At 55.0% G+C, this 24,931-nt stretch carries 25 protein-coding genes; 11 read left to right on the top strand and 14 right to left on the bottom strand.

The features are described from left to right. The first annotated feature begins 100 nt into the window (after window positions 1-100). Entirely contained in the window at window positions 101-1,135 is a 1,035-nt protein-coding gene (locus tag RIB44_12350; GenBank protein MEQ8617356.1) for a CBASS cGAMP-activated phospholipase, read from the top strand. 135 nt (window positions 1,136-1,270) lie between these two features. Here the strand turns inward: RIB44_12350 and RIB44_12345 are convergent, their stop codons facing one another. Then, window positions 1,271-1,972, bottom strand: coding sequence for a hypothetical protein (locus RIB44_12345; protein MEQ8617355.1), 702 nt, complete (start codon window positions 1,970-1,972; stop codon window positions 1,271-1,273). Window positions 1,973-2,543: 571 nt separating this feature from the next. Here RIB44_12345 and RIB44_12340 point away from each other — a divergent pair. Then, complete coding sequence (locus RIB44_12340) at window positions 2,544-3,254, top strand: PEP-CTERM sorting domain-containing protein (protein MEQ8617354.1); 711 nt, start codon at window positions 2,544-2,546, stop codon at window positions 3,252-3,254. Window positions 3,255-3,262: 8 nt separating this feature from the next. On the opposite strand, the gene RIB44_12335 is transcribed toward RIB44_12340, so the two are convergent. Next, window positions 3,263-5,791: a peptidase gene (locus tag RIB44_12335; GenBank protein MEQ8617353.1), complete on the bottom strand. Its 2,529-nt coding sequence runs from the start codon at window positions 5,789-5,791 to the stop codon at window positions 3,263-3,265. A 97-nt stretch (window positions 5,792-5,888) separates the two neighbouring features. Here RIB44_12335 and RIB44_12330 point away from each other — a divergent pair, with 97 nt between their 5' ends. The 3 genes from RIB44_12330 (at window position 5,889) to RIB44_12320 (ending at window position 8,340) form a co-directional block, all read left to right on the top strand. Continuing rightward, on the top strand, window positions 5,889-6,122 hold the full coding sequence (locus RIB44_12330) for a hypothetical protein (GenBank protein MEQ8617352.1): 234 nt from the start codon (window positions 5,889-5,891) through the stop codon (window positions 6,120-6,122). 180 nt (window positions 6,123-6,302) lie between these two features. Further along, window positions 6,303-6,896 (top strand): hypothetical protein, encoded by a 594-nt coding sequence (locus RIB44_12325; GenBank protein ID MEQ8617351.1) that lies wholly within the window; start codon window positions 6,303-6,305, stop codon window positions 6,894-6,896. 40 nt (window positions 6,897-6,936) lie between these two features. Next, entirely contained in the window at window positions 6,937-8,340 is a 1,404-nt protein-coding gene (locus tag RIB44_12320) for an HD domain-containing protein (protein ID MEQ8617350.1), read from the top strand. A 50-nt stretch (window positions 8,341-8,390) separates the two neighbouring features. Here RIB44_12320 and RIB44_12315 read toward each other — a convergent pair whose 3' ends face one another. Beyond that, window positions 8,391-8,540, bottom strand: coding sequence for a hypothetical protein (locus tag RIB44_12315; protein ID MEQ8617349.1), 150 nt, complete (start codon window positions 8,538-8,540; stop codon window positions 8,391-8,393). Between RIB44_12315 and purB the strand changes: the two genes are divergently transcribed. Further along, window positions 8,539-9,966 carry an adenylosuccinate lyase gene (gene purB / locus RIB44_12310; protein MEQ8617348.1) on the top strand — a complete coding sequence of 476 codons (1,428 nt, stop codon included), beginning with the start codon at window positions 8,539-8,541 and terminating at the stop codon, window positions 9,964-9,966. The two genes, RIB44_12315 and purB, sit on opposite strands and share 2 nt — an antisense overlap. Window positions 9,967-9,994: 28 nt before the next feature. Here the strand turns inward: purB and RIB44_12305 are convergent, their stop codons facing one another. The 3 genes from RIB44_12305 to RIB44_12295 all read right to left on the bottom strand — a co-directional run bounded on the left by RIB44_12305 (window position 9,995) and on the right by RIB44_12295 (window position 11,783). Then, window positions 9,995-10,612, bottom strand: a complete 618-nt coding sequence (locus tag RIB44_12305) for a uracil-DNA glycosylase family protein (GenBank protein MEQ8617347.1) — start codon at window positions 10,610-10,612, stop codon at window positions 9,995-9,997. A gap of 24 nt (window positions 10,613-10,636) precedes the next feature. Then, on the bottom strand, window positions 10,637-11,179 hold the full coding sequence (locus tag RIB44_12300) for a Fur family transcriptional regulator (protein MEQ8617346.1): 543 nt from the start codon (window positions 11,177-11,179) through the stop codon (window positions 10,637-10,639). Between the two features lie 304 nt (window positions 11,180-11,483). Beyond that, entirely contained in the window at window positions 11,484-11,783 is a 300-nt protein-coding gene (locus tag RIB44_12295; protein MEQ8617345.1) for a flagellar biosynthesis anti-sigma factor FlgM, read from the bottom strand. A gap of 742 nt (window positions 11,784-12,525) precedes the next feature. Between RIB44_12295 and RIB44_12290 the strand changes: the two genes are divergently transcribed. Together RIB44_12290 and ispH are read left to right on the top strand one after the other, a co-directional pair. Then, on the top strand, window positions 12,526-12,738 hold the full coding sequence (locus tag RIB44_12290; protein ID MEQ8617344.1) for a hypothetical protein: 213 nt from the start codon (window positions 12,526-12,528) through the stop codon (window positions 12,736-12,738). 98 nt (window positions 12,739-12,836) lie between these two features. Next, on the top strand, window positions 12,837-13,760 hold the full coding sequence (gene ispH / locus RIB44_12285; protein ID MEQ8617343.1) for a 4-hydroxy-3-methylbut-2-enyl diphosphate reductase: 924 nt from the start codon (window positions 12,837-12,839) through the stop codon (window positions 13,758-13,760). Window positions 13,761-13,796: 36 nt separating this feature from the next. On the opposite strand, the gene RIB44_12280 is transcribed toward ispH, so the two are convergent. From RIB44_12280 to RIB44_12270, 3 genes are all read right to left on the bottom strand, one after another. Continuing rightward, window positions 13,797-15,944, bottom strand: coding sequence for a prolyl oligopeptidase family serine peptidase (locus tag RIB44_12280; protein ID MEQ8617342.1), 2,148 nt, complete (start codon window positions 15,942-15,944; stop codon window positions 13,797-13,799). Window positions 15,945-16,035: 91 nt separating this feature from the next. Beyond that, window positions 16,036-16,929 carry a radical SAM protein gene (locus RIB44_12275; GenBank protein MEQ8617341.1) on the bottom strand — a complete coding sequence of 298 codons (894 nt, stop codon included), beginning with the start codon at window positions 16,927-16,929 and terminating at the stop codon, window positions 16,036-16,038. After that, window positions 16,926-18,200 carry a hypothetical protein gene (locus RIB44_12270; protein MEQ8617340.1) on the bottom strand — a complete coding sequence of 425 codons (1,275 nt, stop codon included), beginning with the start codon at window positions 18,198-18,200 and terminating at the stop codon, window positions 16,926-16,928. Before RIB44_12270 ends, RIB44_12275 begins: the two co-directional genes overlap by 4 nt. 150 nt (window positions 18,201-18,350) lie before the next feature. On the opposite strand from RIB44_12270, the gene RIB44_12265 reads away from it, so the two are divergent. Next, entirely contained in the window at window positions 18,351-18,767 is a 417-nt protein-coding gene (locus RIB44_12265) for a secondary thiamine-phosphate synthase enzyme YjbQ (protein MEQ8617339.1), read from the top strand. On the opposite strand, the gene RIB44_12260 is transcribed toward RIB44_12265, so the two are convergent. From RIB44_12260 to RIB44_12245, 4 genes are all read right to left on the bottom strand, one after another. Next, complete coding sequence (locus RIB44_12260) at window positions 18,754-19,383, bottom strand: hypothetical protein (protein ID MEQ8617338.1); 630 nt, start codon at window positions 19,381-19,383, stop codon at window positions 18,754-18,756. The genes RIB44_12265 and RIB44_12260 overlap by 14 nt on opposite strands. Next, complete coding sequence (locus RIB44_12255; GenBank protein ID MEQ8617337.1) at window positions 19,384-20,220, bottom strand: ABC-2 family transporter protein; 837 nt, start codon at window positions 20,218-20,220, stop codon at window positions 19,384-19,386. A gap of 75 nt (window positions 20,221-20,295) precedes the next feature. Next, on the bottom strand, window positions 20,296-21,111 hold the full coding sequence (locus RIB44_12250; GenBank protein ID MEQ8617336.1) for an ABC-2 family transporter protein: 816 nt from the start codon (window positions 21,109-21,111) through the stop codon (window positions 20,296-20,298). A 12-nt stretch (window positions 21,112-21,123) separates the two neighbouring features. Then, on the bottom strand, window positions 21,124-22,167 hold the full coding sequence (locus RIB44_12245; protein ID MEQ8617335.1) for an ABC transporter ATP-binding protein: 1,044 nt from the start codon (window positions 22,165-22,167) through the stop codon (window positions 21,124-21,126). Window positions 22,168-22,434: 267 nt separating this feature from the next. Between RIB44_12245 and RIB44_12240 the strand changes: the two genes are divergently transcribed. Together RIB44_12240 and RIB44_12235 are read left to right on the top strand one after the other, a co-directional pair. Continuing rightward, window positions 22,435-22,689, top strand: coding sequence for a hypothetical protein (locus RIB44_12240; protein ID MEQ8617334.1), 255 nt, complete (start codon window positions 22,435-22,437; stop codon window positions 22,687-22,689). A gap of 34 nt (window positions 22,690-22,723) precedes the next feature. Beyond that, window positions 22,724-23,566, top strand: a complete 843-nt coding sequence (locus RIB44_12235) for a rhomboid family intramembrane serine protease (GenBank protein ID MEQ8617333.1) — start codon at window positions 22,724-22,726, stop codon at window positions 23,564-23,566. A 2-nt stretch (window positions 23,567-23,568) separates the two neighbouring features. On the opposite strand, the gene RIB44_12230 is transcribed toward RIB44_12235, so the two are convergent. Then, a complete protein-coding gene (locus RIB44_12230; GenBank protein ID MEQ8617332.1) occupies window positions 23,569-24,903 on the bottom strand; it encodes a 3-deoxy-D-manno-octulosonic acid transferase in 1,335 nt (444 codons plus the stop codon). Window positions 24,904-24,931 lie beyond the last annotated feature (28 nt).

Here is a 24,931-nt window from a genome sequence, read left to right as displayed (position 1 = left end):
TCGGGTCGCATTATTTCTCGGATTCAACCCGCGGGCTAACGCCCTGCGGCTCACTCAAATAGAGATGTGCTAAGTATCGGAGACCAATCGGGGGCTGACTTTGTTTCGCATCTTGTGCTTGGCTGGCGGAGGCCTGCGCGGAGCCTTTGGGATCGGACTGCTAGAGGAGTTCGAGCGGCGGTCCGACGAGCCGTTGTGTGCTTACTTCGATCTTGTAGCCGGCACTTCGACTGGCTCGATCACGGCTTCGGCCATCTGTGCCGGGCTAACGATGACGCAGATTCGCGAGTTCTACGAAGAACACGCGGCGCGGATTTTTCATCCCCGCGACCCGTACGCACCACGAAACAAATTGCGGATGGTTTATCCACTAGTGCGACGCCTTGGCAAGCGGCGCGGGCAAGATCCCGATGCGTTCTTTCAGTCGCGATATTGCCCGCATAGTTTGACTGCCGCTTTGGAAGAAGGGTTTGGCGATCGGACACTCCGCGACGCAAAACGTTGTCGGCTGATTGTGCCCACGGTCAACTTAACCGACGGGATGACAGCCGTGCTGCGGACGCCCCATTTGCCTATTGAGACGCCGACATTTGATTGGCGATTGGTCGATGTGATTGTCGCTTCGTCAGCCGCACCAACCTATTTTCCACATAAGCGGATGCCCGACGGGAACGACTATGTGGACGGCGGTATCTGGGCGATTGATCCAGGGGTCGTTGCCCTGGCCGAAGCCGTCCGTGTCACCGAGCAGTGCTGCCGCACGGAGGATCGTCCGTTCGACCTAAATGACGTTTCTATGCTTTCGATCGGCACTGGCCAAGCGACCTACTCACTCGCCCCGCCCGAGGGCGACGCCGGGATGCTTTTCTGGAGCCGTCACATCGCCAACGTGATGAGCGTCTCCCAAGTGCAAGGTGCGCAACTGCCATTGCATATTGTGTTGGGCGACCGCTACCAACAGATCGACTTCCCACTGGAAGACCCCAGTTGGACGCTCGACAACATCGACATGACGGCGGAGCTCTTCGAACTCGGCCGCCAACGCGGGGCGGAGTTGTACGAGTCGCTGCAGGGAAGATTCTTGGACGAGGTGACGGCTACTTATGAGCCGTATCAGGTTGGCGGGCGGCACTAATGCCTAGTCATCTCTCTAGTGAGATTATTGCCCAGGGTTACGGCACTGAGGAGTTTCGCAAAGTGCGTTCGGAGTTTCAATTCAAGGCACGCATCAACCATGCCACTTCTGACTAAGAAGGTCAGCTATTCCTTCTTATGCGAGTCGAAGACTCTGCCTCGAACGATGAAACGCTAGAATCAGTCCAGCCGCAAGAGAGGCAAGAGTCCCAATTGACGGCTCGGGAACCGTCGCGGCAGATGTAATCACAAAGGTGACCCGCGATATCGACGGGGTGTCGGCACCGTATGACAAGACGCCGGTTCTTGCGAACGACGTAAATACGCTCACATCAAGAGAGGTAAGTGGCTCGGTCGAATCAAGAGCCACGCCAGTTACATCCTGTAGCGCAAACTGAACCTGTCGTAATGGGCTTCCCGCTAGGTTCTGACCGGCAGAAACTCCTCCGGATACGATGCCCCATCTGTCGAGTACACCGGTTGAAGTCTGTAGATCGTTTATCATCTGTAAGCGTGAGCCATCGGAGCCAATAACCGGATTGCTGACGTCGAATTCATAGGTTACATCAATGGCTGGCAGTGCTACTTGCAGTGACTCAAGTGGATAGAAAGCGATAGCACCGCCGTTGTTGGTTTGAAACGCAACTGCAGATCGGTCGTAGCTGACCTCGATCAGTACCGGATCGTTCCGCGAAACGACTGACTCGAACTCGTCGTCAACTGCCGTGACAACCGCTTCGAGCTCGAATCGTGTAGTCTGACCGTTCGAGATCGTCTGGGTCGCTAGCAGTATAAATAGCGAGGCAAGCTGGCAAAGTTTAGGCAGTGTAGTTTTCATGGTTGCCATCGGTTTTAGGGAGTTCCCGTTTGAGGAACAGCAGTGGAATCAGAGTGGCTTTCAAATCGCGGCTTGCGGGAAGTTGGCACTCGTGTTGTTTGAATAGAGCAACTCCCAAGATACGTCGTAAGACTTAGGCTGAGTCTAGTTCATCTGATGAGAGCTTGCAAATTACTACGCTGGGCCTTGCAGAGTTAACTAGGAGATGCCTAGAAGCGGTTTCAAAATGACAGCCGCAACACGTTAGCGTCCGGTTCTCTGGGCAACCAGAGACTAACGCCCGGCGGCTGATGGGTTGTTGAAACTGCTTTTAGAACTTCTACGACTATTAGCTTGCTGCATCGGCTTGCAACTTCGTCTAAGTTGCAAATGTGGCATTTTTCGAGGTCGAATCGGGCGAGGCGAATTCCATCCAAATCGTGTCTCTCTGCCTTGTACGTTTTCTATCTAGGCCAATTGTTTACACCTGGCGGAACTCGCTCTATACTCCAGTCACAGACTAGGTAATGCTCCCTCGGGCACTAGGGAGTTTTCTCGGCAACTTGCATCAGAATGATCCGGGGGAGATCTAATGATTCGACAGCTACTTCTCTTTACTGCCACAGTGAGCTGCTGTGGTGTTGCTTCGGCGGTCACTGTTACGTCGGCGGTTGACGACTTTTCGAATACAACCAACGCAGCCACTTCGGAGTGGTCCTACCGTTGGTCTCCTGACTCCGTCCGAGATGGCGATTATCAATTGCTTGCCACCCATAGCGATCCGTTCCCGTTATGGTCGCCGACGACGGATTATTGGAACAACGGCGGTTCCTTTCCGGGGATTGGAGTCAACCAATCGGGTTCGGACATCAACATCGTACCTCCTTTTGCCTCCTTTTCCTGGCCGACCGATACGATCTGGATGCATCCGCCGAGTGTAGGTTTCGCAGTCGTCACTTGGACCAGCCCAGTGACGGGGACCGCTGACATTGAGTTTGAGTTCGACGACATGGACCCCAACGGTCCTACGTCTGCCACGGGGATTCGCTGGTTTGTCGATGTGGGTGATGTCAGCGGTACACTTGCGAACGGCTCGTTCGTCAATGGAGCTGGTATCGCGCCGATTACGATCAGCAATGTCAGTATCAACGCTGGTGACCAGATTCACTTTATCGTCGATCCCTTGAACGATTTCGGATTCGACTCGACGACCTTTCGCGCTACGATCAGCTACGTACCAGAGCCGGGATCGGTCGTGCTTCTGATGCTTGGAGCGAGTTACGGTGTAGTACGGCGTAGGTAGGCCATTAGTTACTTCTCAGGCCACTCAAACTTCGCCCAAAAAGGCCGTTGCCGGTCGGCCCTCGTGCGCGCGTCTTCGAGCAGGACGTCGAGCTGGGGGCCGACGGATTCGCGTGCGCCGCGGAGACTGTTGCCGTTGATGGTGATGCGGACCGGCTTTTCGAAGTCGACCATCTGGGGATTGAGCCAAACGGTCGTTTTTTCGGCTGTCGTTTTCACGAGTAGGCGATTGTCGGCTAGAATCTTGCCGGTGACTTCGGTGGCACGCGCCCCGCGCCCCGTCCATTCCGCAGGATGGATCATCCAACGACGAGGGAATTCCTCACATTCGATCCACCAGAAGAAGTTGTCCCAGGGTCTCAGGGTCGAGCAGGTGAACTCCTCGGGGGCGTTGCCACGTTTGCGACGGTCCATCCAATCGAAGGCGTGATGGATTTCGTCGTGGAAGGGCTCATGACCTCGACCTAAGTATTCAACAACGGTTGCGTCGAAGCGTTTACTCAGGAAACGATCGAACAACGCTGCATTGTCGCTCATCATCGTTCCGTCGAGTGCTCCGGCGACGAAGTAGAACGGCACGTGGCGGGCGTTCTCCCAGTAGAAGCGTCCGTACTTGTCGATGGTTGCGACAAAAGGAATGGCCCCGGCCCATAGGTCTGGGTGCGATTGAGCGATGTCCCAAGCGGCTTCACCACCCGTGTCATGTCCGGTCAGAAACACGCGATCAGTGTCGATGCTAAACCGCCGGCAGGCATCACGCAGCGAGGTCAGCACGGCGATATGCTCGCGGGCGGAGTATTCGTAGTCGTATTGCTGCGGTTTCTGCCAGCGGATGGCGATCACGATATACCCGCGTCGCATCGATTGACCGTTGCGAGCCGACACGACCTTTCTCTCGCCAGTGGTGCTGTCTTCTTCAACGCGGGGCGAACCGCTCCAGAAGTCGAGTTCTTGCTCAACCGAGTTATAAGCGCCGTTCAACGCGATAATTGTTGGATAGCGGAGGTGGGGATCGTATTCAGGCGGGAGCTGGACGAGATATGGGAAATCGCCGTCTTCGGTTTGACCTGGGGCGGTGAGTTGGAGGGAGCCGAAGTTCTGCTGCACGAGTTCTGCATCGTGAAGCGGTGGTTTGATCATGAACAGCAGTTGAGCGAGGCGATCGACTGATGCTCCTTCGAGACTGCGCAGATTTTCAACGATGGTTTCCCGTTCATGAACGAGCGGTTCACGCAAGTAACGGATGACGCCATCGCGAATCTTCACCAGCGAAACGGCTTCCGAGAGCTTCTTCGTTGCCTGATCAGCTCCCAGTAGCCAACCACTGACCGCGAGGGCCGCCTTTTCTTCAGCGGTCATCGAAGCGTCATCGGCGAACTGGCTAAAGGGAGCGAGTCGCCCGACGTTGTTGCGGCTCAGCTCGGCAGTGACTTCCGCAATCAACGGAGCGATGAGCCCGCGTGCATCGGGATCCGACATGGAGTCGACAATTACCTTCAGATTACTCTTCGTGACCTCGAGTCGCCGTGAATCTCCCTCGTACTTGGAAATCAGTTCGCGCACCTGTTGAAGTGTTTCGCCGGAGACGTCCTCGGTGGGATAGTTCTTCAGCAGTACGTTGACAAGCTGGTGCTGACCCGCCTCTTTGCGAAGCTCGATCTCTTTGAGGATCCGCTTTGCCTGCAATTGACGCAGCAGGCGGATTTCATCCTTGAGATCTTCCATTTCCGGGAAGTCGTCGATAATCGCTTTCAACTCACGCCCTGCTTCGTCGAAGCGTTCCGCGTCGTTATAGAAACGAACTGCCTGCAAGCGGGCTTCGGGATCGTTGCGTGGCAACGTGCGAGCCAGGATCTTCGCGACGGTGTCCTTCGGAATCGAAGTGGTGGCGATGCGACTATCCCAAACAACGGAGCGTTTCGCGCCCATCAGCCCCTCGACTTTGGCGTAACGCGGGGTGAGTTCGGTGATGCCCTGCACGACGGCCAGCGGGCCCTGTCGGGTTTGCATGCGGTAGACGCGTCGTCCGTACTCGTCGAAGGGTGAAATGCCGAGGCTCGGTCCAACGCTGGCAATGCCTGAACCTCCTTGAGCGACATTTTGCCAGAGCTTGATCTCTACCTGCTTCTCGGGGGCCTCGTCGAGCAAGCGTATCGCTTGCCGGTTGGAAATGAACACCCGTCGGAGATCATCATCAATCACATAAATGGGCTGCGTGATGACTTCCCCCGCCTGACCGTTGGCTGATTCCGGTGTGGAATCTACCCCTGTTGTTTTGGCGATCTTACCGCCGAGAATGCGACCATCCTTAAGTAGCAACTTTTGTGCTAGGGAAACACTTGAATAGCCCAGGGCAACTGCCAGCATCAGCAGGAGGATAAGCGTGCGTTTGTGGAGCAGCAACATGGTGACGAGAGTTGGGGTACGAAAGTTGGCCCTTAATCCTACTTTTGCAGCAACACTCCGGTAGTCAACCAAAGGGAGTTTCCCGAGAAATCGACGAATCCAGGTCGGCGCAGTCTGGTCAGTGGTTGACACTGTGACTTGCTAAATCGAAGATTGGTCCACCTGGGAGGACTTTGCCGAATATGAGCCTCTCCACTCAGCGATCTTCATTATCCAGCAGAGACTTTGCATGAGACTCCGAGGTGCCTTGAAAGTGCTCCTAGCAACGACGCTGGGATTGCCTCTCCTCCAGACACTACTCTCGTGGGTCTCAGGGCTCTTGGATTCCATGGGCGACACGGGCACCGCCTCGGTTGTCTCTCAAATCGGCCGCGGGGCAGGAATCCTCTGGCTAGTCAGTTTGACCGCCCTAATCGTGGTTCTGGCCGTTCGTTCGTTGGATGAGTCCCCTCCTCAGAACTAGTGCGTTCCGAGGTTTCCACGCTTCTCAAACTCTCTGAGCTGCCCTCGGGCACATCCTGCGATAAAGTGCAGTTTTTTAGTGCATTTTAATTGCGGAATGCCGCAGTTTTGCCTAGTATGCCAGATGTGCGGGTATCCGCTTCTCGGCATTCTCGAATATTGCTTAGGTCAGGACAGTCTAATGAAATGCACCTCTTACGCTTTCACTGCTATCGCAGTGTTGGCCACGGTCGCCGTAGCGTCTAAGAACTCTCAAGCAGGATTTCTCGTCGGAAACAATCCTGGTGCAATGGGCGGGAATGACACGTTAGCAAAAGTCATCGAAGAGATTGGTGAGTATAACGCGGCTCATGACCCTGATTTAATTCCGCCGACTTCACTTTTCAAGAAGACCGACGACGATGCAACGTTCGTCTTTAACATGGCTAACGGCTTTATGTTCTTCGAGGACGCCGCCGGGACGATGCCGATAACGACAGAGTCAGCTCTCACGGCTTTGCCCGAGGCCTACTTCAAGTACACAGGAACTGATGCGAACTTGCTGTACTATTCTGTGAAGGGTCCCGGCAACTTTGGTTTCTCTCTTTACACCTTCATGTCGGGATTAAACCTCCTCGATCTCAGCGGCGATCACCGCGAGATCTCTCATGTCTCCTATTGGCAAGGTCCGCACGGAATCGATCCCTTTGGCAATCCAGTAGTACCTGAGCCTGCGGCTTTGTCGATAGGATCAGTTTTGCTTGGGTGTTTCCTGTTGAGGCATCGACGCGCTTAGCCCGTTGCCGATTCACTAATGCAGCTTCACAATAGCTGCTATGAAGCACATTCAGCGAGAAAGCCTCTGTCACGATCCCATTCACGGCTACATCCCGTTCATTTCTGTCGTTGAGCCAGGGGAAACCTCTGAGCGAACGCTGCTCGACCATCCTTGGTTGCAACGATTACGACAGATTCATCAACTGCAAACGGCTTGGTGGGTCTATCCTTCGGCTGAACACACGCGGTTTCAGCACGTGGTCGGGGCAATGCACATGGCGAGCCGTGCCGTGGAGACGCTCTACCCGAGCCTCAAGGAGACCTGCCCGGATGTCCCAAGCCGCGGGTTTGTCGAGTGCCTCTGCCGCATGGCGGCATTGCTGCATGATGTGGGTCACGGGCCATTTGGTCACTTTTTCGACGCGCATTTCTTAAAAGACCATGAGCTGACGCATGAGACGCTCGGAGCTCACATCATTCGCGAGGAGTTGGGTGAGTTGCTCACCAACGTGCGGAGTTGTCCGAACAGTGATTTGGAGAAAGGGGAGCAGCTTGACCCCGAGCAGATCGCTTGGCTCATCATGCGGCCCAAGACGGACGACACCAAGGATCACCCAAAGTGGCTGGTGATGCTCCGCAGTCTGTTTTGTGGACTCTATACCGTGGACAACATGGACTTCGTTCTCCGCGACGCCTACATGAGCGGCTACAGCGAGAAGGCGTACGATCTCGACCGCTTACTTCGCTACAGCTTCTTTAGTGAGCGCGGACTGACGATCCATCAACGTGGGTTGAACGCGCTGTTGCGTTTTATGCAAACCAAGAGCGAGCTTTTCCGTGCCGTTTACTTTCATCGCACGGTGCGGGCGATTGATAAGACGCTGGAAGGTTTGTTCCGCGACAGCAAACAGCATTTGTTCCCGGGAAATCCGCTGGAGAACTTGGAGGACTATCAAGGTTTTACCGAATGGTCACTCCTGATCGACGTGGCACGTTGGCACAAGAGCGAGAATGTTGCACTACGAAGCGTTGGCGAGCGCTGGCAGAAGCTACTAAACCGTGAAGTGGAATGGGAAGCCGTGACCGAGCGGAACCTGGCGCTCAAGGAGGGGGATTCCGAACAGAGCAGCATCTTTAGCGATGTTGATCTGGTGACGCAGGCGATCCGCGGCAAGCTACCCGAGGACCATCGCGACTTAGAAATGCGTGTCGATCTGCCAAGACATATCTACCGCCCCGACGCACGAGCGGCGACTGCTGGGCAGAACTTTCTGTTCCATACGGCAACGGGCTCGATCCGCCCGCTCACGGACGATCAATTGTTCCGCCAAATGCCGGTCACTCATAAGATGTGCCGTGTTTATTTGCGGAAGGATCATACCGCCGAGCAAGCGGCTGCGGTTGGTGCGGCGGTGGATGAACTCGTTGGCGGGCGGAGCGAAGACGACCTCACGAACATGTAGGCGGAAGTGGGCAGTAGGCAGTAGGCAGTGGGCAGTAGTAGGATAGAGATTCACCACTTTGTCATTTCGACAGGTGTCTCGGCACCGGAGAAATCCGGTGTGAACCCGATTCGAGCAGGCATCGAACTCTGATTCAGACCGGATTCCTCGGTCGGCGAGCCTCCCGTCGGAATGACATCCTGCATAGTCTTGAATGCCATGTCGCACGATCGTTACGAAAATCCCCTGATTACACGCTACGCCTCCGACGAGATGGCCGAGCTGTGGGGGCCGCAGAAGAAGTTTTCTACGTGGCGGCAACTCTGGATTTGGTTGGCGGAATCTGAGGCCGAATTGGGGCTGCCGATCACTGACGCACAGATCGCTGAGCTCAAGAAGCATAAGGACGACATCGATTTTGAGACAACCGCCAAGTATGAGAGAGAACTGCGTCACGACGTGATGGCCCACGTCCACGCTTATGGTGATCAGAGCCCCAGTGCGAAAGGGATCATTCACTTGGGGGCGACAAGCCAGTTCGTGAATTGCAACACCGAACTGATGTTGATTCGTGAGTCCCTAGAGTTGGTGGCTAAGCGGCTAGCCGGGGTGATCGACGCCTTGGCGACGTTTGCCTCGGAGCATCGCGCCCTGCCGACACTTGGTTTTACGCACCTCCAACCGGCCCAGCCGACGACGGTTGGCAAGCGAGCAACCCTCTGGTGTTACGACTTGGTTATGGACTTGGAGCAGGTCGAACATCGCCTCGCAACGCTCAAGGCACGCAGCACGAAGGGCACGACTGGGACTCAAGCAAGTTTCTTGGAACTGTTCGATGGCGACCATGACAAGGTTCGCCATCTTGAGAAGCTCGTCATGCAGAAGATGGGCTTTGAATCCGCCTATGCGGTGACCGGTCAAACCTACTCGCGCAAGGTTGACCAATTGGTTTTGGATACTCTCTCTGGGATTGCTGCCAGCGCTCATAAGGCGACCTCCGACTTACGTATCCTGGCGATGCGTAAAGAGATCGAAGAGCCGTTTGAGAAGTCACAGATTGGCTCCTCCGCGATGCCCTACAAACGCAACCCCATGCGGAGCGAACGGATCGGCGGCATCGCGCGTTACGTGATGAGCCTCGCTGCGAATGCGTCGCAGACCCACGCCGTGCAGTGGATGGAACGCACCTTGGATGATTCCGCCAACCGACGAATGACCCTCCCACAGGCGTTTCTGGGCGTCGACGCGGTGCTGACGATCTACCACAACATCGCCAGCGGGATGATCGTCTATCCCGAGGTGGTCGCCAGGAACTTGAACGAAGAACTCCCATTCATGGCGACCGAGAACGTGCTGATGGCTGCCGTCACTGCCGGAGGCGACCGCCAAGACCTGCACGAACGCATCCGCCAACACAGCGTCGCTGCTGCCGCCGAGGTGAAGCAGAAGGGCAAGCCCAACGACCTCATGGAACGACTCGCAAACGACGAAGCCTTCGCCGGTGTCGATCTCAATGCCGCAGTGGACGCGAAAGACTTGGTTGGGCGAGCGCCTGAGCAGGTGGATGAGTTTATCGCAGCGGTGGTGGAACCGATTCGCGAGCGGTACGCGGGGAGCGGACTCAGGCAGTCAGAACTGAAAGTTTAGTCGGTAGTAGATATGCTACGAAGCTGAACTATTTAATGCCTGCCGACTTCAGGCCGCGAATGAAATCGGGTTTACCACCGTTCGCAGGATGTCGAACATACAAGTAATTGCGTTGCGGCAACCAACGCTCAAGTGCGTATTCCGCTTTGCGCCCAACTGCTATTAGACTGCTGGGGGACAGTATCTCAATAATCGAAAACAGGTAATGCTTCGAGTTTGTTATTTCTAGATTGCTGGGTTTACGATTTGTACGTCTGGCATCACCTTCGTGAGAATGGAATGGAAACACATTCCAGCATGCCGGAATCTTCTTGGATTTTTCGAGATACTCCCAGACAATTTTTGGGCTTTGCTCTCGTTCCGACCCTGTGATTTCTAGCTTTCTCCTGAGTTTGACAATGAACTGATGAGTGTTATCTTTCAGCACTCTATTGCTTGTGAAAGGTATCCCTGTGACGGCGCAACCTCTACGGCCTGGAGCTTCACCAATTAGTAGGTGGCCCGAGTAAGGCTGTTTGATAAGAGCTAGAAGATATTCCCGAAGATTATTTCTGCATTCTGCCGCGTGATAGGGATTACTAATGTTCTTTGCGGCAGGGTACTTGCTTAGCGTATCAATAAAACTTGTGATTCGCTTTTGGCTCATAGACTCTGACTCCGCTCAACCCCCTCAAATCAAATCCAGCGGCGACTTCCCTCGGTGTCGATTCCGTCCGCAGTCTTCGCAGATGCCGCTGACGATGAGGCGGTGGCCGGTGACGCGGAAGCTGTGTTCGCGGGCGACGGCTTGACGGAGTTGTTTGAGTTCGGCGCTTTGGAACTCGATCAGCTTGTCGCACTTCGTGCAGTGCAGGTGATCGTGCTGGGGGTAGCCATAGTCGTGCTCGTAGACGCCGCGACCGCTGAGGTTCATCCGACGCAAGAGGCCCGCTTCGACCAGCTCGTTGAGCGTCCGGTAGACCGTCGGGCGGCTCACCTTGCGGCCCTCTTCCACCCGGCTGAGGTTGGCGATCAGCTCGTCGGCGTCGAAGTGGTCGTGCCTCTCAAAGACGTGATCCACGAGGATCCGCCGCTGCTGGGTGATTCGCTTCCCCTTGCTTTGCAAGTACTCACTGAACCGTTCTTGGGGCGAACTGGAGACTGTGACCGAGCCGAGGGCGAATTCGCTCTGCGGGGCTTCGAGGCTCGAATTGTCGGCTGTTGCTACGTCCATCATGTTCTCCCCAATGCCAAGGTGGCAAAGATGTCTCAGTAAGATGCCGTGAGAAGCTTTGTTGAGAATAGCTTCCCAATAAACGCAGCTCAAATGGCGTTAAATCAAGCGATAAGACTGACGGGCTTGTCGCTTATTGATTCTAGCCATTGAGAGGGAGAGTCTCAATAGGCGAGTCGCTACGCTTGTGTTTTCGCGGCTGAAAGAGGCTCTAGCCAAAAGAGCTTTAAAGCAAGCGAACGGTATGTAGTCCGGATTTCTTCCGCCGCGGCGGACTGTCGCTCGGTCGAAATGACCCGAATTCTTAGGCCAGCTCATTCAGGAAGTTATCCAGCGCCGTGTCGAGCTTTTCGGGGGTCTCGTATGTTCCGGCAGCGATTTCATTCTTTACGCGAGCAACCAGATCAGCACGAATTTCGCCGTCGGCGGCATTAGCAGCGGCGCTGGCGGCTGGCGAGATATCGACACTGTCGGCCTGTTGAGACGGAGCGGCTGGGCGATCGCCTGAAGCCGGGCGGGAGCCCTGAGGGCCTTTGACGTTTTGCGGGCCGTGGACGTTGGGAGTGCCGAAGATTTGCATGGTAAGGGTCTCCAGGCGAATCATCGCTGCGGGGCGATCAATCCGCGAATTTGGCTAGGAAGAGAATTGGGTTTGACGAGCTTGCTCTTCGAGTTGACTGGGGAGTGGAGTTGATTTGGGGAGTGGGGGGAGTGATGTTTCTAGTTGAGGGAATCGTCGTCCAGGGGGATCTCTTCTCACATTTTGCGGCAAATTTAGGGTCGCTACACCGGCAACTCCTGTGCGGGATGCACCAGTGATGGGTGAACGTCTGGGTGCGACGGCTCGGACGGTTAATCGTGGCGATTTAGCGTCAAAACCAGTCCCCAATCAACAGGCTCCGCCGGGTTATGCGGCCAGCAATTGTCCGGGCAATTATACTACGTACAGGCCTGAGCCTAGTTCGCGTGAGTCTAGTTCACCGAGGCGTGAATCGTAGCGGCGGGCTCGGGAACCGGTCAAGGTCGGTTCAGTTCTGATAGCTGCCAGATCTCAGGCAGGGTTGGAGCAGCTCAGCAGGCCGCAAATTGCGCTATTTTCGCGATTTCTCCCATTTTTTCGGAAACTACCTACGGGTGAACCACGAACGCTTTAATAGTGTCACTCGTAGAAACAACACGAGAGCGATGATCACAGAGCGTGGCCATCAGGAACCGAAGCTCTCACAACCCATTTTGCTGACGTCGGGATTGTCGCCAGCGAAACTCGCCCTGATCGCCGGCAGATACGCCTGTGGGCATCATCGGGCAGCCGCACAGATCGCGGTGCTTTTGGAAAAGAGAAGACCATGAGCGCCTACGCACCGCTAGATAGCCGACCCAACCGCAACTTGGGGCAAATGTTGCCCCCGCTTCCGGTCAGCACTCAGGCCTTGGCCGAATTCAGCGACACGCTTGATTCGGCTCTTCACACGCTTGAACAGCAATTCAAGGCGAAGGAAAAGGTTGGCCCGGGCGCTTTTCGTAAAGCCTGGAAGCCCAAGCCTAATCGCCCTCGCTAACTTCGGGTTCTGTCGAGAACCAGTTGGCGGTTGAGGCGATCTCTGTATCACGGGTAGGATGATAGTCTCTGTCCTGCCTAACTTGAGATACGCCTCCGATGAAAGTCTTGCTTGCCAGTCCCCGTGGATTTTGTGCTGGCGTGAATATGGCGATCGAGGCTCTCGACCTAGCACTGGAACGCTTGCCTCCGCCGATTTACGTCTATCACGAGATCGTGCACAACAAGTATGTCGTTGAGTCCTTCCGCGAGCGTGGGGTGACATTCGTCGATGAGCTTGAGGAAGTGCCCGAAGGCTCGACGCTCTTGTTCTCTGCACATGGTATCTCTCCAGCGATACGTCAGTTGGCTAAGGATCGCAATCTTCAAGCCATCGATGCGACTTGCCCATTGGTCACGAAAGTCCATTTGGAAGCGATCAAATATGCGGGGCTTGGCTACACGATCTTCCTAATTGGCCATGAGGGGCATGACGAAGTCATCGGCACAATGGGCGAGGCGCCCGAGGCGATTGAACTTGTCGAAACCCCTGAAGATGTCGAGAAGCTTGAAGTCGCCGATGAGGAGAAGCTCGCGTACCTCACCCAAACCACGCTGAGCGTTGATGATGCGAACCGCATTATTGAACGCCTCAAGGCTCGCTTCCCCAAGATTCACGCTCCCCCAAAGGACGACATCTGCTACGCAACTCAGAATCGCCAAGAGGCGGTCGCCCAGCTCTCTCCAGAAGCGGATCTCACGCTTGTCCTGGGGAGTCAGAATAGCTCCAACAGCCAGCGTTTGGCCGAGCTATCACGTGAGAAAGGCATTGAGGCGTACCTGATCGACGGCCCTGAGTGCATCCAGCCGGAATGGTTTCAAGGCGTGGAAACCGTCCTGGTGACCGCTGGGGCTAGTGCACCGGAAGTCGTCGTTGAGGCTGTGCTGGATTTTCTGAGGGACAATTACGACGCGGAGGTCGAAGTGCGGACGCTTCGGGAGGAGGATGTCTCGTTTTCGCTGCCGCGGGAGTTGCGGGTTTAACATGCTCTCTAGATGGCACGGCTAAGCCGCAAGCGGCTATTCGCCCATCTCCAAGGCCTTCCACAGGAACGCCCACTTATCGGCGACCAGATCGATACGCTTGCTCACGGGTGTTCCGGCGCCGTGGCCAGCTTTGCTTTCGATGCGGATTAGTGTGGGCGCGTCACTGGCTTGAGCGTGCTGCAAGGCGGCGGCGAATTTGAAGCTGTGCATTGGGACAACGCGGTCGTCCGTATCAGCAGTGGTGACTAGCGTTGGTGGATAGTGCGTGCCAGGCTTCAAGTTATGGTACGGCGAATAAGCGATCAGAGCCTCGAATTCTTCCGGGTCGTCCGCAGTGCCGTACTCGTGTCGCCAAAAATGACCCGCCGTGAAGTTCTGGAAGCGCAGCATGTCCATGACTCCGACTGCGGGTAAGGCAGCGCCGAAGAGTTCAGGTCGCTGGGTCATTACCGCACCGACGAGCAATCCGCCGTTGCTTCCTCCCATAATGGCGAGCTTCTCGGGCTTTGTGTAGCCAGTTGAGATCAAGTGTTCAGCCGCGGCGATAAAGTCGTCGAAGACGTTCTGCTTGTTCACTCCTTTGCCAGCAGTGTGCCACGCTTCGCCATATTCGCCCCCGCCACGCATATTTGCCACGGCCAACACCCCACCCATGTCCATCCAGGCGGCGTAGGTGACCGCAAATGAGGGTGTAATCGAGATATTGAATCCCCCATAGCCGTACAGCAAGGTGGGGTTCGTATGGTCGAGCTGTAGGCCCTTCTTGTAGGAAATGATTATCGGCACCTGGGTGCCATCTTTGCTGGTGGCAAAGACTTGCTTTGATTCGTACTGGCTGGGGTCGAAATCGACTTTGGATTCGCGGATGAGTTCGCTTCGTCCACTGGTGACGTCATACCGATAGATCGCCGTAGGCGTCGTGTAGCTTGTGAACGAGTAGAAGGTCTCAGTGTCGTCTTGCCGCCCACCGAAGCCCTCGGCAGTGCCCAGCCCAGGGAGTTTGAGCGCACTAAGCTCTTTGCCCGCGAAGTCGTAGCGAATCAAACGCGTGGTAACGTCGGAGAGATACTTGCAGATGAACTCTTCGCCAAACAGCGAGACATTCTCCAACGTGCCGCCTCTCTCCCTCTCGGGAATGATTTCCGTCATGTCAGTCGCGTCGACGGCGTCCGCATCAATGGCGACAACACGTTTGCGCGGCGCGTCCCGATCCGTGTAGAAGTAAAGCGTCGAGCCGTGGTTGCCGACGAGCGCGTACTCGTTGTCGAAGGTATCGATCAGCTTCTTCCAGGGATCTTCCGGTGCGGCACTCACTTCTTTGAGGTAAACCCGACTCTGCGGATCGGTGCTGCGGTGGATGTGCAGCACCAGGTAGCGATTGTCTTCGGTGCGTCGGAGCCAGTAGCTCCAGTTGGGCTCGTCAGGTCGGTTGAAGATCAGTGTATCTTCAGACTGAGGAGTTCCCAGCCGATGAAAGTAAATGCTCGGGTTTAGCGAGAGGGCCTGAAACTTTTCACCCTCGGGTGGCTCAGGATAGCGCGTGTAGTAGAACCCGTCGCCAGCAGCATTCCAAACGAGGTTGCCATGGCGGACCCATTCGAGTCGGTCGTCGCGCATCTTGCCACTGTCGATTTCGAGGACTCGCACGGTTGACCAATCGGAGCCCGCTTCTTTGCGTGTGAGCGCCATCAGTTTGCCGTCTTCACTCGTGACAGTTCTGCCGAGCGCGACCGTGCCATCCTCGCTCCACTTGTTGGGGTCGAGTAGAATGCGCCCCTTGTCGTCGTAGGAGTCGGCAACCATCAGCACGGCTTGATTCTGGAGGCCGTCGTTTTCGTACCAGAAGTACTTCCCGGCAACTTGCCAAGGGACGGACTGTCGCTCGTAGTCCCACAATTCGGTGAGTCGCTTGTGGATTGCCTCTCGTTGTGGGATCGCATCAAGGTACTGCCGAGTGACTTCATTCTGCGCCCTCGTCCAAGCGGCAACCTCTTCGTCCTCACGAACGTCGCCTTCCAGCCAACGGTAGGGGTCAGGAACGGTTCGACCGTGGTACACGTCGGTGTGGTCGACGCGTCTGGTTTCTGGGTAGGACACCTTACTTTCCTTAGCGACTGTAGAGAGGGCTGAGAAGAAAGAGACAACAGCCCACATAAGTGTGGTGATTCGGGATCGGTTCATGATCAAAGTTTCTTGCAATGATATGGCGGACGAGAGTGTTGGTCGGATTCCTCAGTCGGCTAGCCTCCCGTCGGAATGACATCGTGAGACGCTACTTGTCTCCCTGATGGGAACTCGACGAGTTGGAACAAATCGCCCCGTACTGATAACACGTATAGCACGCTCCGTGGCTGAGGGCAAAGGGGCGGTCTGCATCGGCGAGCGAATCGGCAAGTAATGCCTCGGGCGACTCAATGAGAATCGGGCAAACGTGCACTCCACGGTCGGTGATAATCCGGCTGTGCTCGCAGACAAGTTGACTCATGTCGTAGTCGACGAGCATCGCGGGATCGATCCGCTCGGATTCTCGATAGCCATGCGTTCGTTCTTCCTCAGCGCCCATTTGCAGCGCCGGGAGAATTTTTAGTCTGGGTCGCGCGTAACCAATGCTTTTCAGAACATCGACGAACTGGGCGACGACTCGCTCATCGTCTTCGTCTGGCCAAGTTCGAGCGGCGGTGATGATGGGAAGGAAACCGAACTCCACGAGTTTTCGGACTCCTTCAAGGGCACGCTCGAAGGTCCCCTCGCCTCGGATTGGGTCGTTGGTTTCTGGAGAGAAGCCATCGATGGAGACGCGGAACTCAAGGGAATAGAGACTTTCCTGTTCTGCGGCGGCTAAGCGGGCAAGCCACTCGTCTTTGAGTACCGTTCCGTTGGTCAGTACGGTTGCAGGGCCGAATCTGAGAGTCTCAACGAGTATGTCGGTCATTTCGCGATTGAGGAACGGTTCGCCACCGGTGAAGTAATATTCCTTGACGCCGTGGGCTATCGATTCTTCAAGCCGCTTGCGAACCGTTTCCAACGTCAGAAAGCCAAAGGAATCGTTCTTGGGAGTGCAGCTGATGAAGCAATGATGGCAAGACAGATTACAGAGCGTCCCCGCAACCTGGAACCAGAGGTGATCAAGGTGAGAGAGTTCAACGGTAGGGGCGGATTGGCTCATGCAATCTTTGGCATCGTCGCGTAGAGGTCTAAGTCTTCCCGACCGCGGATAATGGTGAACAGGTCGCGGATTTGTTCGAGCCCGGTTCGCATGAGGAACTGTGAGTTGCGACCGTAGCTCTTCGCTCCGAGAACGTAGAAGTTCGGTTCAGTCGTGATCAGCGATTCGGGTCCGCATGACGCTTGCTTAAGGCAATCGACGTGGCCGTCATTTTGCGATTTATCGCGTAGCAACGCCGCCGCCAGTTTCATTGGGCCTTCGCTGGCGTAGCATTGGTGAACCTGAAGTTCTCCGTAGGGCGATGTGTCGGGGCGAAAGCCTACGTTGGCGATGATGCGGTCGGCCTTGATTGGCGGGGTATCGTCTTCCGCGAGGGTGACGGCGAAACCACCAGCGTCGCGGTCGAATTCAATGGCGTGGATGCCTTGTGTCGTGAGCCACGTAGCGGGGCTTTCTTCGATAGCGAGTTGATTTGCTTCTTGGGCAAGCGAGTCCCGATCCGCGAGAGTGTCGCCCGGGATTCGCTGGATTGGCAATTCGCGTTCACTCTTTCGCGTAAGCCATGTGATTCGTGTTCCAGGCTCTCGCTTAGCAAGTTCTGCGAGACGCGTCACGTTCGTCGCGGCAGAATAACCGGAGCCGATAACGAGCGTATGCTTGCCGGCATAAGTTTCCCGCTCGCTGCTGAAGATGTCCGGCAAACCTTGTTCGATTTCTTTTGATGCCGTCTTCTCCCCAATAGCTGGTACACCGCCCTGCCCTACCGGATTCGAGTTGCCGAAAGTGCCACTACAATCGATCACGATGTCCGCCGAATCGATCTCTTCTCGCCCCTCGCTGTTTATGAGCAGAATCCGAAAACCCTCCTCGGACCGCTCCGGGGAGCCAACGGCTTCCACCTTGCGGTGCAGCGGGCGACCGATGGAACGCACCTGCGAATTAAGTTGCAAACCATCGGCAAGCAAATCGCTCGTAGCGAGCGGGTCTAAGTAGCGATCACAAAACGCGTCGCCAGTCAGGCACTCATCAGCAAAGGGAGGCTGGTAGTTAGTGTCTTGGGCTTGCAGGGCAGCAACGCCGAGGGGCGAAGCATTCATGGCAAAGGGCGTGAACAGTTGGACGTGTCCCCAATCACGCACTGAAGCTGCTGGTCTGTTGCCCTTCTCATAAAGAGCGACTTTGTATCCGAGGTACCGCGCGTAAAGGGCCGTTTCTAAACCGATCGGTCCCGCACCAAGGATTGCAATTTTTGCGGGGGGATCGACGTTCACAGATAGCAAGTGCTTTCGTGTTGCAGATTTGATAGCGTATTTAATTATTCGGCAGCCGCCACCGAAGCTTCTGTATGTTAAGTTACCGTTCCAAGTAGTCAGCGACTATAGCGTCCGATCGGAATAGAGATCCTTCAGGGAGACTGAGCCGTGGTACATCAAGAAAACATCAAAGTGGACAATCGCGGTCACGGCCACATGCACGATCTGACGCCTCAGGTGACGCAAGTGATTCAGAAGAGTGGTATCTCAACTGGAGTGGTGCATGTGTTTAACGTCGGCAGTACAGGAGCCGTAGGCACTATCGAGTTCGAGCCGGGCCTCGAGGAAGACATGCCAGCGATCCTCGACAAACTAATCCCGCCGAGCCGCGATTACGGTCACGAACGAGCATGGCACGATGGCAACGGGCACTCGCACCTACAAGCAACGTGGCTGGGGCCTGCGGTGAGTGTGCCGGTCTCAGGCGGGCAGCCGGTCCTCGGGACGTGGCAGCAGATTTTTCATTTGGAGTGCGACGTAAAGCCGCGGAGTCGGACGGTTGTCGTGACTGTTATGGGTGACTAGAGACGCGGCGCTTGTGAAAGGCAATATAGCTAGCCAGTTTATCAAGTTCTATGTAACCTTCTTCAGCGGGCGAATCCGGCAGGTCCGACACAACTAGATGGGCAATATCTTCAGTACATGAGCGCTCACCGATTCCAGACTCAAGGATAGTGTAGGCAGTGTCTACTGATTGGTTGTCAAGAACAAAGTCAACATTAGGCATCCCGAGCATAATCCCAAGCCCCTTTGGATCAGCTTCGCTATGCAGAGGCATGAACCAGAGTTTTGAAGCATGTAATCTGATTTTCCCGTCTTGATGTATGAAATCGAATCCCATCGGCGGTTTGAGGGCAATCGCCGCCCAGCCTTCAATCTCAGGAGCTGAGCTTACTAGCGATTCAGCAGATTCAAAAGCTTTGGAATTGCCTTCCGCTGTTATTATTAGTTCATTCGGATCCTGATTAGTTGAAATCAAGAAGTACAAACGACTATCAAATAAGTGCAATTGATCCAGGAACTCATTAAGTAAATTGTTTTCCGGTGCGTCCGACTTTAGAAACTGCTCATTCTTCTTGAACCACTTCCAGAATAGAGGGCGAGCATTAGTAAAGTGAGCTGCGATCTTGGAGTCGGCCATCTAGCTGCTCGCGCTCCGATAGCTCCCCAAAGCCTTCTTGAAGATCCAGCGGCTAAACGCCAATGAACCGGCCGTTGCCAGCAGCGTGAACAAGGCGAGTTGCATGCCGCGGTTGGTTGTTGCTTCACTGCTTATTCCCAGTGGCTTGGCCATCAGGTTCGCGGGCACGTTGATGACGACGAGAATCGGAATAACGAATGTGAACAAGTTCCGCAGCGGTTCGCCGTAGGTGCCTTTGTAAATCTCCATCGGGTAGCGTGAGAAGTTGGTGATGTAAAACCAAAAATCGTAGAGCGACTGGTTACGACCTAACCAGATACTTGTCGCTGCGAGGGTCATCATCACGCTGTAGAGGATCAGCACGCCCATGAGGATGTATGCCGGATAGAGCAAAAACTGCCAGATGGAGAGGTTGAGGTTTTCAATCTTTGGCAGCGCGTAAGCCAGCAACACGAGCGCGATGCCAAAGTTGCCCAGCGAAGACCAATTCACGCGACGCAGCGAGACGAGAAACTGCGTATCGATTGGCTTCAACAAGGCAAAGTCGAGCCCGCCCGTGCGAACCAGTTCGCTTAGTTCTTGAGCGTTTGGCATGAAGAAGGCTTGCACAAGGCTGTTGATGAACATCGTCGTCGCGATGAACACGAAGAACTGATACTTGCCCCAGCCTTCGATATCTGGGGTGAACTGATAGACGAGCGTATAGAACCCCAGGTTCATGATCATCCACGACATGCTCGAGATAACTTCAATGAAGAAGTTCGTCCGAAACGTCATGTCGCGAATGAGACTGTTTCGCGCGAAGGTCAGGAAGACGGCGAGGTAATTGGGGGACATTTGAGCATGCGAGCCGCTAGCATTGGCGACCGGATTGTTTGGAATATTGGAGTAATGGAATGTTGGGAAATCGATTCAACCCCCGAAGCCGCTATATCGGTTATACCCGGCATGCATGAGTCGGCGGCTGAGGATGATGAAGAACACGACCCAGCCAAGTTCAATTGCGAGTCCTTGCAGAAGTTCGTCGGGGGGGATCTTTCCCAGGTAGATGGCTGCTGGGTAGTAGGCTAAGTATTTCAAGGGCATCAAATCAACGATCGTCCCATACGGGTCGGGCAGGAAATCGAGCGGGAACATGTGCCCAGAGCAGAAGAAGTTGAACAACATATAGACGAACAGCAGCGAAGTGACTTCCAGGAACCAGAAGGCGATGAGCCCTAGCGAGGCTTCTAAGAAAAAACCGAGTGCGAAACCGAGCAATAGTGAAGCGACAAACGCGCTGAACACGGTCCACCCCGGGAAAGGCGGGAAATAATCGCCGCAGAGCCAAAAGACGAGCGCGAATGGCCCTGCCGCAACCGTGTAGTAAACCAGCTTGTGGGCAATACGAGCGAGTAGCAAATAACTCAGTAAATCGATGGGCTGGATGAGAAACTTCTTGATCTCACCCTCGCGAACTTGCTTGGCGATCCCTGTGGCCAGACCGGGCATGCTTGAGAAAGCACGTCCCAGCATTGTGAGCAGGTAGTAGGCGATGATCGTCTGCGACGTGTATCCCTCAATCTTGCTACTCGCCGCAGCGGCAAAGACAGCCGTCCACAGAAAGATCTGAGTGACGATCGGCAAGAACCGCATCAACGTGCCAAGGGCGAAATCGCCACGATAGACCAGACGTTCCTCAAGACAAATCTTAAGAATCGTCCACCAGGTTTGGACACGTGCGACCATGAGAAAAACTACTTATGCCGAGGCGTGAGCGGTGACGTCTGTGGTTTCGCTATGTTGAGAGCTGTTCGAAGTCCGAGTAAACAGATCGGCAATCACATCCTCCAGAGGCGGATCCTCAACACTGACGTCGGCAACCGAATGGCTGGCAAGTACTGAGGAAAGCACTCTCGCAATCTCACCGCGCTCAATGCGGAGCTTAGCTTTAGGTTCAACGATTTCCAGGACTTCGCCGTACTGCGACAGATCACTCGGCATGTGTTCATCGGCGAACTGGAGCGTTAGCACTTTGTGTCCGCTGAACTCGTCGATAATTCCTTCGAGCGAACCGTCGTACTTGATCTCTCCGTCGGCAATCATAACGACACGTTTGCAGAGCGCCGCGACGTCCTTCATGTAGTGGCTGGTCAGGAGGATCGTAATGCCGCGGATTTCCTGATAGTGCTTGAGGAATTTTTGAATATTGTGTTGAGCAATGACATCCAGGCCGATGGTAGGCTCATCGAGGAACAGAACTTCGGGAGAGTGAAGCAATGCCGCGGTAAGCTCCATCTTCATTCGTTCGCCGAGCGAGAGTTCACGAACCGGCTGGCCAAGCAGACGACGGACATCGAGCAAATCGACCAACTCGTCGCGAGTTTTCTCGAACTCTGCCGGGTCGATCCGATAAATCTGCTGATGTAGCTTGAAGGATTCTTGGGCAGGCAGATCCCACCAGAGCTGATTCTTTTGCCCCATCACCAACGCAAACTTCCGCCGATAGGCATTCTCGCGTTCCCAGGGGACATGCCCCAGGACGGTGGCTTCGCCTCCGGTGGGGCTGATGACCCCTGAGAGCAGCTTCAGGCTTGTCGTCTTGCCGGCACCATTTGGGCCCAGGAATGCAACGAATTCCCCTTTCGCGACGTCCAGGTCAATCCCCCGGACGGCGTGCACATCGCGGTATTCGCGTTGAAAGAGGCCTGTCAGTGAGGCCAGGAGCCCCTCTTGCTTTTGGTAAACGCGATAGGACTTCTTCAGGCCGCGCGTTTGGATCGCAAAGGGGGAGCTGTCATTCATGATTGAAGGCAATTATAGCCGGGGTAGGCTGAGGGGAAACCTTTCCTGCGAAGTGTGCTAGGCTTTTGCAGAGAATTCGCGAGCAGGCCCGGTCTCACCTGGGAAAACTCGCCTTCGCGGAAAACTAGGAGAAACTACGGTCGGATTTCATATCCACTGTTTTCAAAAGAGCGAGATTCCCGAATAATCATTATGTTGGGTGCATGAGTCAGCCTTTAATCGGTAACACCATCAGCCGCGTCCCGGCTTTTCAAGGATTCATTTCTGATGCAGCTTCCAAGTCTGAAAGTCTCGATTCCCATCATTTTCGTCGCGTGGTGTGTGGCTGGCGTGCTTCTACGGGGCCCCGTCATGCTCGCTTACCCGGCGATGTGGGCGGGAGTGGCGGCCTTATTTGGCCTACTACATGTGTTGCTGAAACAAGAGGAAGAGGAGGCTCCAGGAAAGGTCACCGTTGCCACGGAGTCCGCCACTGAGAGCGATGGGCAACGGACGGACAATAGTGTTACGGCTGCCGTTTAATGGTCGGCCTTGAAGGCACTCTCTGAGAATCTCTATGTCTCTACTCAAAAGGCTTGAGGGGCGTTTCTCGCGGTTTGCAATTCCAAACCTCACTCTTGCCCTTATCGTCGGGCAAATCGGGTTCTACCTTGTCGAGCTGTCCAAGCAGGGCGAAGGCGACCCGCTGGAGTTGATTCGCCTCAACATCCCGAAAGTTCTCGATGGCGAGATTTGGCGTCTTTTGAGCTTCGTCTTTACGCCGCCGGCGACGAGCCCACTCTTTGTGATTTTCGCGTGGCTGTTGATGCATCTGTTTGGCGGTATCCTCGAGAGCCACTTGGGGGTATTTCGATATAACCTTTACTTGTTGGTTAGCTATCTTGCGAATCTAATCGTTGCCTTCGCCCTTTGGTTCGTTTGGAGCATTCCTTGGGACTTCAGCCTCTCCGGAACGAACGCGGCATTGTACAGCACACTTTTCCTCGGAGCGGCACGGGTTGCACCGAACTTAACACTCAATCTGTTCTTCGTGCTGCCAATAAGAATCAAGTGGCTGGCTCTCTTTACCTGGTTGATGTACGGCTACGCTTTCATCAGATTTCCTTGGCCACTCCAGCTTTCAGTGCTTGGCGCGACCGCCAACTATTTGCTGTTCTTCGGAAGAGGCCATCTGCGTGACTTGCGCGATAAAAAGCGGAGTCGTGAATTTCAGGCGAAGGCAAAGCCGAAAGAGAGAGGGCCCAAGCACGAGTGCTTGGTCTGTGGAATGAACAGCGACCAGTCTCCGAAAACACTGTTCCGCTACTGTTCCCAATGCGAGGGGCAAGCGTGCTACTGCCCTGATCACATCGGTGATCACGAGCATTTGGGGAGCGTTGAATCCTCAGAAGCAACCTAGCTTTAGGCTGCTCGTGGTTTCGACAGGCAATCGGCTTGCTCTGGGAGCAACTCAAGGAGAAGATCGACCGTTTTGGTGGTCGCTCCCTGATGGGATAGAACCGTTTTCTGACTGCGGTTGCCAAGCTCGGCGGCCCACTGTGGATTCTCCAGACAACGCTGTACGAACGTTTCCATTTCGCTCGGCTCTTGCAACACGATGGCCCCATCATTCGCGAGCAGAAGCGAGACGATATCGCGGAAGTTTCTCGTGCGAGGACCAAAAGAAACTGCGGCGCCGTAAGCTGCCGGCTCGAGCATATTTTGCCCTTCGCGATTCCCAAAGCTGCCTCCGACAAAGGCGATTTGGGCGGTACCCCACCAGACGCTCAGTTCACCGATGGTGTCAACTAGTAGTACCTTAGCGTCATGGTTTGTTGAATCTTGGTCCTTTAGCAGTGAGCGCCGTTGCCAAGGCATCCCGGATTGCTGAAGCAATCCGGCCACTTCTTCGAATCGTTGAGGGTGGCGAGGGACCAGGATCAATCGCAAATTGGGAAATTGAGGGGAAAGGTCTTGAAACGCTTCCAACGCGACCTCTTCCTCAGGCGCTTGCGTACTTCCTGCCAGGAAGACCACGTCCGTTTCTTCTACTCCCGCCAGCTTTGCCAGTTCTAGAGTTCTTGGGTTCTTTCGTTCTGTTTCAACGCCATCGAACTTCAGTGAGCCTGTCGTCATGACCGAATTACTTTTGGCAGATAGGCTTAAGAATCGTTCTGCCGTTGTTTCGTCTTGAACGGCGATGAGATCGATCTGTCGAAGTACGGGAGCGATCAGTTGGGCCACGCGTTGATAACCGCGATGGCTACGCTCGCTGAGTCGACCGTTGACGATGGCTACTTTGGCACCGTGTTGTTTCGCTGCGTTGATAAGGTTCGGCCAAAGCTCAAGCTCAGCAAGGATGAGTGCTGTTGGACGAACTCTTTGCATGGCTCGATGAACTGCCCAGGAGAAATCGAGGGGGCAATAGAAAACCGTGTGCGATCCGTATTTCTTACGCGCGAGATCGAAGCCTGTTTTCGTCGTTGTGGAGATGCAGATGTCGAACTTGTCAGAACGAGTTTGGATTTCGTCGATCAGCGTTTCAAGCAAATTGACTTCGCCGACGCTGACCGCGTGCAGCCATAGACAGGGACGATTTCCTAAGCGTTTCGGAACCGAGCCGAGGAGTTTCTCTCCGAAACCCTCGCGATACTTCCCGTGCCGCCATGCTGCCCACAGGATCCATGGGAGTCCCAGCACAATGATCGTCGCGTAAACGGCGTTCAGCAACCAAGAGAAGAGCTTGCTGCGAATCATGCTGGGGGAATCCTTTCCCGCTAGAAAC

The sequence above is a fragment of the Lacipirellulaceae bacterium genome (assembly GCA_040218535.1).
Lineage (GTDB): Bacteria > Planctomycetota > Planctomycetia > Pirellulales > Lacipirellulaceae > Adhaeretor.
The sequence above is the reverse complement of the archived record's forward strand: the minus strand, read 5'-3'. Positions and strand labels throughout refer to the sequence as shown.